Origin of the sequence: Streptomyces sp. NPDC057638 (genome assembly GCF_042800315.1) — a bacterium.
In the GTDB taxonomy this organism is placed as follows: domain Bacteria; phylum Actinomycetota; class Actinomycetes; order Streptomycetales; family Streptomycetaceae; genus Streptomyces.
On record NZ_JBHVHF010000054.1, the window covers coordinates 22573 to 33292 of the forward strand.

Genomic DNA, 10720 nt, shown 5'->3' on the forward strand with positions numbered 1-10720 from the left:
TCCTCGGCCGCGTGGCTCACGCGGCACACACGCTCCCCCGGAGCGTCGGACGACCGCAGATCTGACGAGGAGGCCATTGCCGACAGGGACACCAGCACCCACGGCAATGGCCTTCTTCGTATGTGCACGAGGAGATCTCCATGAACACGGACGCCACCAAGGGCGCCGGCGACCACAGCGCCTCCCACGGGAAGCATGACGACAAGAGGGCCGGGCGCTTCATGCTGAAGCTGTCGGGTGAGGCCTTCTCCGGCGGCGGGGGTCTGGGTGTCGACCCCGACGTCGTGCACGCCATCGCCCGCGAGATCGCCGCGGTCGTCCGCGACGGCTGGGAGATCGCCGTGGTCATCGGCGGCGGCAACTTCTTCCGCGGCGCCGAACTCCAGGTACGCGGCATGGACCGGGCCCGCTCCGACTACATGGGCATGCTCGGCACGGTCATGAACTGCCTGGCCCTCCAGGACTTCCTGGAGAAGGAGGGCATCGACTCCCGGGTCCAGACCGCCATCACCATGGGCCAGGTCGCCGAGCCCTACATCCCGCTGCGGGCCGTGCGCCATCTGGAGAAGGGCCGGGTCGTCATCTTCGGCGCGGGTATGGGCATGCCCTACTTCTCCACCGACACCACCGCCGCCCAGCGCGCCCTGGAGATCGACGCCGAGGCCCTGCTGATGGGCAAGAACGGGGTCGACGGGGTCTACGACTCCGACCCCAAGGCCAACCCCGACGCGGTGAAGTTCGACGCGCTGGAGTACGGCGAGGTACTGGCCCGTGACCTCAAGGTCGCCGACGCCACCGCCATCACCCTCTGCCGTGACAACGCCCTGCCGATCCTGGTCTTCGAGCTGCTCGCCGAGGGCAACATCGCGCGCGCCGTCAAGGGTGAGAAGATCGGCACCCTCGTGAGCGACCAGGGCACCCGTAACTGACCCGGGGCCCGGGGCGGTCGTGGACGTCCGTCCCGGACATCCGGGAGAGCCAGGGGCGGCCGGGAGAGCCGGGGGCAGCCGGTGACATCCGGTGACAGCCGGGGATAGACAAAGTCCTGCCGGTCGGACACCGTGCAGGGGACAACGCGACAGGTGCCGCCCGCCCGGTCGCATGTGCCGGACCTACTCAAGACACGCAGGAGCAAGTGGTGATCGAAGAGACCCTCCTCGAAGCCGAGGAGAAGATGGAGAAGGCCGTCCTGGTCGCCAAGGAGGACTTCGCCGCGATCCGCACCGGACGTGCGCACCCGGCGATGTTCAACAAGATCGTGGCCGACTACTACGGCGCGCTGACCCCGATCAACCAGCTCGCCTCGTTCTCGGTGCCGGAGCCGCGGATGGCCGTGGTGACCCCGTTCGACAAGAGCGCGCTGCGCAACATCGAGCAGGCGATCCGCGACTCGGACCTGGGCGTCAACCCGAGCAACGACGGCAACATCATCCGGGTGGTGTTCCCCGAGCTGACCGAGGAGCGCCGCCGCGAGTTCATCAAGGTCGCCAAGAGCAAGGCCGAGGACTCCCGTATCTCGATCCGTTCCGTGCGCCGCAAGGCCAAGGAGACCATCGACAAGCTGGTCAAGGACGGCGAGGTCGGCGAGGACGAGGGCCGCCGTGGGGAGAAGGAGCTCGACGACACCACCGCGAAGTACGTCGCGCAGGTGGACGAGCTGCTCAAGCACAAGGAATCCGAGCTGCTCGAGGTCTGATGAACGACTCCTCCTGGGGGGCCCCGCCGAGCACCGGCCTCTGGGGACCGCCCGACCAGGGTCCTGCCTCGGCGGGTCCCGCCTACGATGAGCGTGTGGCACAGCAGACTCGGCCCATGCCCATCGTGCCGGACTACCCCGACGACGCAGGTAGAGACGCTGACGGCCGTGACGATCGCGATCGGGGGGCCTCTCACCTGGGCGGCCCCCTCTTCCGCTCCGACTCCCCGCAGGAGCCCATGACCACCCCGCCGACGGGCCCCGACGGGCCCGACCGGGAGCGGGGCGGTGCTGAGCCCCGGCGGGAAGCGGGCCGGGGCGCGGCGCGGGAGAAGAAGAAGGCGGGCCGGGATCTGCGCGCGGCCATAGGGGTCGGCGTGGGTCTCGGCGCGGTCATCGTGGCGGCGCTCTTCGTGGTCAAAGAGGTGTTCGTCGGGGTCGTCGTCGTCGCCGTCGTCGTCGGTCTGTGGGAGCTGACCTCCCGGCTCCAGGAGCGCAAGGGGATCAAGGCGCCGCTGGTGCCGCTCGCCGTCGGTGGCGCCGCCATGGTGGTCGCCGGGTATGTGCGGGGTGCCGAGGGTGCCTGGGTCGCCATGGCGCTCACCACGCTCGCGGTGCTGGTGTGGCGGATGACCGAGCCGCCGGAGGACTACCTCAAGGACGTCACGGCGGGGGTCTTCGCCGCCTTCTACGTCCCGTTCCTCGCCACCTTCGTCACGATGATGCTGGCGGCGGACGACGGCTCCTGGCGGGTGCTGGTCTTCCTGCTGCTGACGGTGGTCAGCGACACCGGCGCGTACGCGGTCGGCTGGCGCTTCGGCCGCCGCAAGCTCGCCCCGCGCATCAGCCCGGGGAAGACCCGTGAGGGCCTCTTCGGCGCCATCGGGTTCGCGATGGCGGCGGGCGCGCTGTGTATGCAGTTCCTGATCGACGGCGGCTCCTGGTGGCAGGGGCTGCTGCTGGGGCTGGCGGTGGCGGTCACCGCCACGCTGGGTGACCTGGGCGAGTCGATGATCAAGCGCGATCTCGGCATCAAGGACATGGGCACCCTGCTGCCGGGGCACGGCGGCATCATGGACCGGCTGGACTCCCTGCTGCCGACCGCGCCTGTGGTGTGGCTGCTGCTGGTGATCTTCGTCGGGTCCGGCTGAGCCGGGTCCGGCTGAGTTGGGTCCGGTTGGGCCGGAGCCGGCCGAGCCGGATCAGGCTGACGGGCCGGGTCCGGTTGAGCCGGATCAGGCTGACGGGCCGGGTCCGGCTGACCGGCCGGTTCGATCCCGGACGTGGCCCGGTCCGGTCGGCCCGGTGGGCGCTCCGGTAGCTGCCGGAAGCCGCCGTGACGGTGCTGACCAGCAGGTTTATCGACGAGGGGCTCGTTATCCACAGGGTGGCGAGCCCCTCTTCGTATCTCTGCGACACTGGTAGGACCATGCCCAAGCCCGGAGAACTCACCTTTGTCGCGCCGCGCGGAGCCAAGAAGCCGCCGCGGCACCTCGCCGACCTCAGCCCCGCGGAGCGCAAGGAGGCCGTCGCCGCCATCGGCGAGAAGCCCTTCCGCGCCAAGCAGCTCTCACAGCACTACTTCGCCCGCTACGCCCATGACCCGGGCCAGTGGACCGACATCCCGGCCGCCGCGCGCGAGCGGCTCGCCGCGGAGCTGCTGCCGGATCTGATGTCGGTCGTCCGCCATGTGTCGTGTGACGAGGACACCACGCGCAAGACGCTCTGGCGGCTCCATGACGGCACGCTGGTCGAGTCGGTGCTGATGCGGTATCCGGACCGGGTGACCATGTGTGTCTCCTCGCAGGCCGGATGCGGGATGAACTGCCCGTTCTGCGCCACGGGCCAGGCGGGTCTCGACCGCAATCTCTCCACCGCCGAGATCGTCCACCAGATCGTGGACGGGATGCGGGCGCTGCGCGACGGAGAGGTGCCCGGCGGGCCCGCGCGGCTGTCGAACATCGTCTTCATGGGCATGGGCGAGCCGCTGGCCAACTACAAGCGGGTGGTGGGCGCGATCCGCAGGCTCACCGACCCGGCGCCCGACGGGATCGGCCTCTCCCAGCGGGGGATCACCGTCTCCACGGTCGGTCTGGTGCCCGCGATGCACCGCTTCGCCGACGAGGGGTTCAGCTGCCGTCTGGCGGTCTCGCTCCACGCGCCGGACGACGAGCTGCGCGACACCCTGGTGCCGGTCAACACCCGCTGGAAGGTCCGCGAGGTGCTGGACGCGGCGTGGGAGTACGCGGAGAGGTCCGGCCGCCGGATCTCCATCGAGTACGCGCTGATCCGTGACATCAACGACCAGGCGTGGCGTGGTGATCTGCTGGGCCGACTGCTCAAGGGCAAGCGGGTCCATGTCAACCTCATCCCGCTCAACCCGACCCCCGGCTCGAAGTGGACCGCCTCCCGTCCCGAGGACGAGAAGGCGTTCGTCCAGGCCATCGCCGCCCATGGGGTGCCGGTGACCGTGCGGGACACCCGCGGCCAGGAGATCGACGGGGCGTGCGGGCAGTTGGCGGCGGCGGAGCGCTGACGCCCCGGACCGTGCGGGAGACCCGGGGCTGCCGGGCCGTCCGGTCGACCTTGTACGCTGTGACGAACATCTGCATATATCCGACAGGGGAGCGCCACAGCGCTGAGAGTGCGGTTCCGGCAGGTCCGCAGACCCTCTGAACCTCGCCCAGGTCATTCTGGGTAGGAAGTTCGGTCATTACTCAAGCTGTTGCGCCCCGTCCGGCCCTCCCCTGGGCCGGGCGGGGCCGCGTCTCTTCCTGGTCATGTCCAGGAGGATGTCAGTCCAGTGAGCACCATCAAGAAGATCACGGTCACCGCGGTCGCCGCCGCGCTCGGGGTCACCACCCTCGCCGCGTGCGGCGGGGACGCGGAGAAGGACGGCGGGTCCAAGGGCGCCGGGTCCACGACCGTCACGCTGGTCAGCCATGAGTCGTTCGCCGTCTCCGAGGCCGTGCTGAAGAAGTTCACCCAGCAGACCGGGTACACGGTCAAGGTGCTCAAGACCGGGGACGCCGGGGCCGCGCTCAACAAGGAGATCCTCACCAAGGGCTCGCCGCAGGGCGATGTGCTGTGGGGCGTGGACAACACCCTGCTCTCCCGCGCGCTCGACAACGGCGTCTTCACCCCCTACCGGGCCACGGGCCTGGACCAGGTCGCGCCCGAGGTCCAGCTGGACCGGGAGCGGAACCGGGTCACCCCCGTCGACACCGGCGATGTCTGCGTCAACTACGACAAGAAGTACTTCGCCGACCGCAAGCTGGCCCCGCCGTCGACCTTCGACGACCTGATCAAGCCCGAGTACCGCGATCTGCTGGTGGTGGAGAACGCGGCCGTCTCCTCGCCCGGTCTCGCCTTCGTCCTCGGCACCGTCGGACGGTACGGCGAGTCCGGCTGGGAGGCGTACTGGAAGAAGCTGAAGGCCAACGGCGTCAAGGTCGTCGACGGCTGGGAGCAGGCGTACAACGAGGAGTTCTCCGGTTCCGCCGGAGGCAAGAAGGCCAAGGCCGACCGGCCGCTGGTCGTCTCGTACGCCTCCAGCCCACCGGTCGAGGTGCTGTACGCCAAGCCGCAGCCGACCGAGGCGCCGACCGGGGTGGCGACGGGTACCTGCTTCCGTCAGATCGAGTTCGCCGGGCTGCTCAAGGGCGCGAAGAACGAGCCGGGTGGCAAGGCGCTGCTCGACTTCCTCATCTCGCGGCCGTTCCAGGAGGACATGCCGCTGAACATGTTCGTCCACCCGGTGGTCAAGGGCGCCACCCTGCCGCCGCTCTTCACCCGCTTCGGCGCGGTCGTGGAGAAGCCGGAGACGGTCAGCCCCGACGCCATCGCCGAGAACCGGGAGCAGTGGGTCAGGTCGTGGTCCTCGCTCGTCGTGAAGTAGTTCCAGGCGCGGCCGGGCGGCTCGCGGACCGTCGTGGGGCGGCCGCCCGGCTGGCCCTGATGGCGGTCCCGGCCGTCTTCTTCGCGCTCTTCTTCGCCTACCCCGTGGCCGCGATCACCGGCCGCGGGCTGATGGCCGACGGGGTGTGGCAGTTCGGCCGGATCGGGGAGGTGCTGGGGCGGTCCGACCTCCAGCGGGTGCTCTGGTTCACCACCTGGCAGGCGCTGGCCTCCACCGCGCTCACTCTGGTGATCGCGCTGCCGGGCGCCTATGTCCTGGCCCGCTACGACTTTCCCGGGCGGCGGCTGCTGCGGGCGGTGGTGACGGTTCCGTTCGTCCTGCCGACCGTGGTCGTGGGCAGCGCCTTCCTGGCGCTGCTGGGGCGCGGCGGGCTGCTCGACGAGGTGTGGGGCGTCCGGCTCGACACCACCGTCTGGGCCATCCTGCTGGCCCATGTCTTCTTCAACTACGCCGTGGTTGTGCGGACCGTCGGCGGACTGTGGGCGCAGCTCGACCCGCGGCAGGAGGAGGCCGCCCGGGTGCTCGGCGCCGGGCGGCTGGCCGCCTGGGCCCGGGTGACGCTGCCCGCGCTGGCGCCCGCCCTGGCCGCCGCCGCGCTGATGGTCTTCCTCTTCACCTTCACCTCCTTCGGTGTGGTGCAGATCCTGGGCGGCCCCGGGTTCGCCACCCTGGAGGTGGAGATCTACCGGCAGACCGCCCAGTTGCTGGATCTGCCCACCGCCGCCGTGCTCACGCTGGTGCAGTTCGCCGCCGTCGGCACGGTGCTCGCCGTCCACGCCCGTACGGTACGGAGGCGGGAGGGCGCGCTACGGCTGGTCGACCCGGCGCTCACGGCGCGCACGCCGCGCGGAGCGGGGCAGTGGGCGCTGCTCGGCGGTGTCCTCACCACCGTGGTGCTGCTGTTGCTGACGCCCCTCGCGGTCCTGGTGGAACGGTCCTTCGCCACGCCCGACGGCTATGGCCTCGACTACTACCGCGCCCTGACCTCGAACGAGTCCAGTGGTGGCGCCTTCCTCGTGCCGCCGATCCACGCGATCGGCAACTCGCTCCAGTACACGGCCGTGGCCACCGCCATCGCGGTCGTCGTCGGCGGGCTCGCGGCCGCCGCGCTCACCCGCCGGGCCGGACGGCTGACCCGGGGCTTCGACGCGCTGCTGATGCTGCCGCTCGGGGTCTCCGCCGTCACCGTCGGTTTCGGCTTCCTCATCGCGCTGGACGAACCGCCGCTGGATCTGCGCGCCAGCTGGATCCTGGTGCCGCTGGCGCAGGCGCTGGTCGGGGTCCCCTTCGTCGTACGGACCATGCTGCCCGTGCTGCGCGCGGTCGACGGGCGGCTGAGGGAGGCGGCGGCCGTGCTCGGCGCGTCCCCGCTACGGGTCTGGCGCGAGGTGGATCTGCCGATGGTGCGCCGGGCGCTGCTGATCGCGGCCGGGTTCGCCTTCGCCATGTCGCTGGGCGAGTTCGGCGCGACCGTCTTCATCGCCCGCGAGGACCGGCCCACCCTGCCGGTCGCCGTCGCCCGGCTGCTGGGCCGCCCGGGAGAGCTGAACTACGGGCAGGCGATGGCCCTGAGCACGATCCTCATGGTGGTGTGCGCGGTCGCGCTGGTGTTGTTGGAGCGTGGCCGTCGCGGACACGCCCGTGGTTCTGGTTCCGGGGAGTTCTGATGGCTGGGGAGTGGGCATGGCGCTGCTGACGCTGGATGGTGTGACGGTACGGTTCGGGGCCCGCCCGGCGCTCGACGCGGTCGCGCTGGAGGTCGCCGAGCACGAGATCGTCTGTCTGCTCGGACCGAGCGGCAGTGGCAAGTCCACGCTGCTGCGGGTGGTCGCCGGGCTCCAGCGGCCCGACGCGGGCCGGGTGCTGCTCTCCGGCGCCGACCAGGGCGCGGTGCCGGTCCACCGGCGCGGGGTCGGGCTGATGTTCCAGGACCACCAGCTCTTCCCGCACCGGGATGTCGGCGCCAATGTCGCCTTCGGACTGCGTCAGCGGGGCCTGCCCCGGGCCGAGCGGGAGCGCAGAACGGCCGGGCTGCTGGAGCTGGTGGGGCTGCCGGACGCCGGGAGCCGGGCGGTCGCCGCGCTCTCCGGCGGGGAACAGCAGCGGGTCGCGCTGGCCCGGGCGCTGGCGCCCGAACCCGCGCTGCTGATGCTCGACGAGCCGCTCGGCCAGCTCGACCGGGGGCTGCGGGAGCGGCTGGTGGTCGAGTTGCGCGAGCTGTTCCACCGGCTCGGCACCACCGTCCTGGCCGTCACCCATGACCAGGGTGAGGCGTTCGCGCTCGCCGACCGGGTGGTGGTGATGCGCGACGGGCGGATCGCCCAGAGCGGCACCCCGCTGGAGGTGTGGGGGCGTCCGGCCGACGCGTTCGTGGCGCGCTTCCTCGGTTTCGACAACGTGGTGGCGGCGACCGTGACGACGGGCCGGGCGAGCGCGGACACCGTGTGGGGTCCGGTGCCGCTGCCGGCGCCGCTCCCGGGGGAGATGGTGGCCTCGGGCGAGCGGGAGCTGCTGGTGCGGCCCGCCGGGGTGCGGCTGGTGGATCCGGGCGGGCCGGACGGGCTGCCGTGCACCGTGGAGAGCCGTACGTTCCGGGGCCACCATGTCACCCTGCGGCTCCGGCCCCGGGACCGGGCCACGGCCCCGCCGCTGGAGGCCGAGGTGGCGCTGCGGTCCGCCCCGGAGCCCGGGGCGGAGGTCGGCGTGACCTTCGCGCCGCAGGACGTGGTCCTGCTGGGGTGAGCCGTCGGCGGCTCGTCGGTGGTTCGTCGGCGGCTCGTCGGCTACCGCGTCAGCGGTACGGCGGCGAGGGTGCCCACCAGCCAGGTCAGGGGCGTACAGACCGCCACCAGCGCCGCACAGCGCATCAGTACCGCCGACCGCAGGGTGCGCGGTGGCGTGCCGATGCGGCGGAGCTCCGCCGTGGCGGTGGCCCGGGTGCGCCGCGACTCCAGCGCCGCCGTCACCAGGGGCGCCACCGCGCAGACCACCACCAGCCCGGTGCCCAGGGCGGTCAGCGCGCCGAAGGGGCGTGATCCGTCCCCGTACAGCGTCCACAGGGCGATACCGGCGGAACCCACCGCGCACACCACGCCGAGGGGGCGGCCGAGGATACGGGCCTGGTCCATCAGGGCCCGGCCCGCGAGCAGCCGGGCGGCGCCGGGGCGGCCGAGCTGGAGCAGCCGCCCGCAGATGTGGGTGAGCGCGGGACCCGAGAGGCCCAGACCGACCGCGGTCAGCAGCCAGCCGCCGAGCACCCCGGCCGGATGGGCGTCGAGTCCGCCGGGTGGCGCGGTGGCGGCCCCGCCGCCGTCCGGGCCCGCCGCGTACGTCCCGACCGCGAGCCCGGCCGCCGTCAGGGCCACGCCCCAGGGCAGCCCGCCCGGGAAGCCGTCCCGGGGCGCTCCGTCCGGGCCAGGACCGGACCGGTCGCGCGGGCGCAGCGCCAGCGTGGCCACGGCCGCGACCGTCAGCGGCGGGAGGGCCAGCAGCGTCAGCGTGCCCGCGAAGGGCAGCGCCGCGCCACGGGCGAACTCCTCGGCCGCCGTGCCGCCGAACGGCAGCCCCGCCAGCCCGTCGCGCAGATGGACGAAGGACAGCAGCGCCAGCACGCTGCCGAGCGTCGCCGCCACCGCCGTGGAGGCCGCCGCCAGCGCGCCGAGCTGGCCGGGCCCCAGACCGATGGCGTCCAGACCGGTCCGGGGCCGGGTGCTGGGATCCGTACGCGCCATCGCCACGGAGAGGTGGGTGACGGCGGCGAGCGGTACGAGACACCACGCGAGTCGCGGCAGTGACGCGCCCGGGCGGCCGGGGTGTGTCAGCGCGTACGCCAGCGCGGCGAGCAGCAGCAGCCCCACCACCCCCGACGCCACCGCGACCAGCAGCCGCCGCAGCAGCACCAGCGGATGGCTGCCCCGGGCTAGACGGAGAGCGAGCACGCGGCCCGGCCTTCCGGCTCCGGGGCCGCCGCCACCCGGCGGCCGTCGAGCAGCTCGACCACCCGGTCCGCGATGGCGGCCACCTCCGGGTCATGGGTGGCCAGGACGACGGTGATCTGGTGCGAGCGCGCGGCCGTGGTGAGGGTACGCAGCACATGGGCCCGGTCCGCGCGGTGCAGCGTCGCCGTGGGCTCGTCGGCGAAGAGCACCGCGGGACCGGCGGCGAGCGCCCGCGCCGTGGCGGTCCGCTGGCGCTGGGCGGGGGTGAGATGGCGGGGGCGGCGCCGGGAGTGGTCACCGACGTCCAGCCGCTCCAGCCACTCCAGGGCGGTGGCCTTCGCCTCGCGGCGGGTGGTGCCGCGCAGCAGCAGCGGCAGTGCCGCGTTCTCCCATACGGTCAGCTCCGGCAGGAGTGTGGGCTCCGGGCCGATCCACGCGAACCGCTCACGGCGCAGCCGTTCGCGCTGGGGCCGGGAGAGCGTGTGCACGGGCGCGCTGTTGAACCACACCTCGCCCTCGTCGGCGACGGTCTGCCCGGACAGACACCGCAACAGCGTCGTCTTGCCGCTGCCGCGCGGGCCGCACACGGCGAGGATCTCGCCCTCGCGGACCCCGAGCGAGACCCCGGCGAGCGCGGGCGCCCCGCTGGGGGAGTGCTGGAGGGAGCGCGCCCAGATCACCTCATTGTCCGGGTTCTCCGGATTGTCCGGCGGGGCCACCATGGCGTACACCTCGGTTCTGATCAGTTGCCGTCCCCCGGATGGGGGAACGACGTCAGGGCCGATCGGTCACTCGCACGCTAGGCAGCCGGACGCGGGGGCGGGGGGAGCACGCGGCCGGGTGCGGGGGCGTCCACCCGGATGGGGGTGGGGGCGGTCGCGCATGGCGTAGTGGGGGTGGCGGGGCCGGGTGCCTCATACCCGGGGGGCGGCTCGTCGAGGTGTGGGTGTTGTTCTTGGTGTGGGGTTTGTCGGGGGGTGCGGGTGCTGTCCGTGGTGCGGGGTCTGTCGGAGGGTGCGGGTGCTGTCCGTGGTGCTGGTCCGTGAAGTGGTGTCCGTGGACCGCTCCGTCACCGATCCGCCGTCCGGGGGCCGAGGGGTCCGCGGACCTCCCGTCGCGCGGAGACGGCAGTGGGCCGGACACCGGTCACCGGGGTGGGGCCCACGA

Annotated in this window: 9 protein-coding genes and 1 riboswitch; of the genes, 7 read left to right on the top strand and 2 right to left on the bottom strand. The window is 72.5% G+C overall.

Annotation, left to right across the window (positions count from 1 at the left end; genetic code table 11):
- Positions 1–122: 122 nt before the first annotated feature.
- From pyrH to ACFVIM_RS10825, 7 genes are all read left to right on the top strand, one after another.
- Positions 123–929, top strand: a complete 807-nt coding sequence (gene pyrH, locus ACFVIM_RS10795; protein ID WP_384300340.1) for a UMP kinase — start codon at positions 123–125, stop codon at positions 927–929.
- A gap of 209 nt (positions 930–1138) precedes the next feature.
- Positions 1139–1696, top strand: a complete 558-nt coding sequence (gene frr / locus ACFVIM_RS10800) for a ribosome recycling factor (RefSeq protein WP_384300341.1) — start codon at positions 1139–1141, stop codon at positions 1694–1696.
- A complete protein-coding gene (locus tag ACFVIM_RS10805) occupies positions 1696–2847 on the top strand; it encodes a phosphatidate cytidylyltransferase (protein WP_384300342.1) in 1152 nt (383 codons plus the stop codon). The genes frr and ACFVIM_RS10805 overlap by 1 nt, the downstream gene beginning before the upstream one ends.
- Positions 2848–3125: 278 nt before the next feature.
- Entirely contained in the window at positions 3126–4232 is a 1107-nt protein-coding gene (rlmN, locus tag ACFVIM_RS10810; RefSeq protein ID WP_384300343.1) for a 23S rRNA (adenine(2503)-C(2))-methyltransferase RlmN, read from the top strand.
- 75 nt (positions 4233–4307) lie between these two features.
- Positions 4308–4418, top strand: a riboswitch (TPP riboswitch).
- 81 nt (positions 4419–4499) lie between these two features.
- Positions 4500–5594, top strand: a complete 1095-nt coding sequence (locus ACFVIM_RS10815; RefSeq protein WP_384300344.1) for a thiamine ABC transporter substrate binding subunit — start codon at positions 4500–4502, stop codon at positions 5592–5594.
- 59 nt (positions 5595–5653) lie between these two features.
- Positions 5654–7282, top strand: coding sequence for an ABC transporter permease (locus ACFVIM_RS10820; RefSeq protein WP_384300350.1), 1629 nt, complete (start codon positions 5654–5656; stop codon positions 7280–7282).
- Between the two features lie 16 nt (positions 7283–7298).
- Positions 7299–8357 carry an ABC transporter ATP-binding protein gene (locus tag ACFVIM_RS10825; protein WP_384300345.1) on the top strand — a complete coding sequence of 353 codons (1059 nt, stop codon included), beginning with the start codon at positions 7299–7301 and terminating at the stop codon, positions 8355–8357.
- A gap of 41 nt (positions 8358–8398) precedes the next feature.
- Here the strand turns inward: ACFVIM_RS10825 and ACFVIM_RS10830 are convergent, their stop codons facing one another.
- Complete coding sequence (locus ACFVIM_RS10830; RefSeq protein WP_384300346.1) at positions 8399–9553, bottom strand: hypothetical protein; 1155 nt, start codon at positions 9551–9553, stop codon at positions 8399–8401.
- Entirely contained in the window at positions 9535–10275 is a 741-nt protein-coding gene (locus tag ACFVIM_RS10835; protein WP_384300347.1) for an ABC transporter ATP-binding protein, read from the bottom strand. The genes ACFVIM_RS10830 and ACFVIM_RS10835 overlap by 19 nt, the downstream gene beginning before the upstream one ends.
- Positions 10276–10720: the final 445 nt, after the last annotated feature.

What these genes read in the sequence shown, in the direction of transcription:
- ACFVIM_RS10805 (WP_384300342.1), top strand. Translation starts at nt 1,696, where the DNA reads ATGAACGACTCCTCCTGGGGGGCCCCGCCGAGCACCGGCCTCTGGGGA.
- ACFVIM_RS10825 (WP_384300345.1), top strand. Translation starts at nt 7,299, where the DNA reads ATGGCGCTGCTGACGCTGGATGGTGTGACGGTACGGTTCGGGGCCCGC.
- ACFVIM_RS10820 (WP_384300350.1), top strand. Translation starts at nt 5,654, where the DNA reads ATGGCGGTCCCGGCCGTCTTCTTCGCGCTCTTCTTCGCCTACCCCGTG.
- rlmN (WP_384300343.1), top strand. Translation starts at nt 3,126, where the DNA reads ATGCCCAAGCCCGGAGAACTCACCTTTGTCGCGCCGCGCGGAGCCAAG.
- ACFVIM_RS10835 (WP_384300347.1), bottom strand. Translation starts at nt 10,275, where the DNA reads ATGGTGGCCCCGCCGGACAATCCGGAGAACCCGGACAATGAGGTGATC.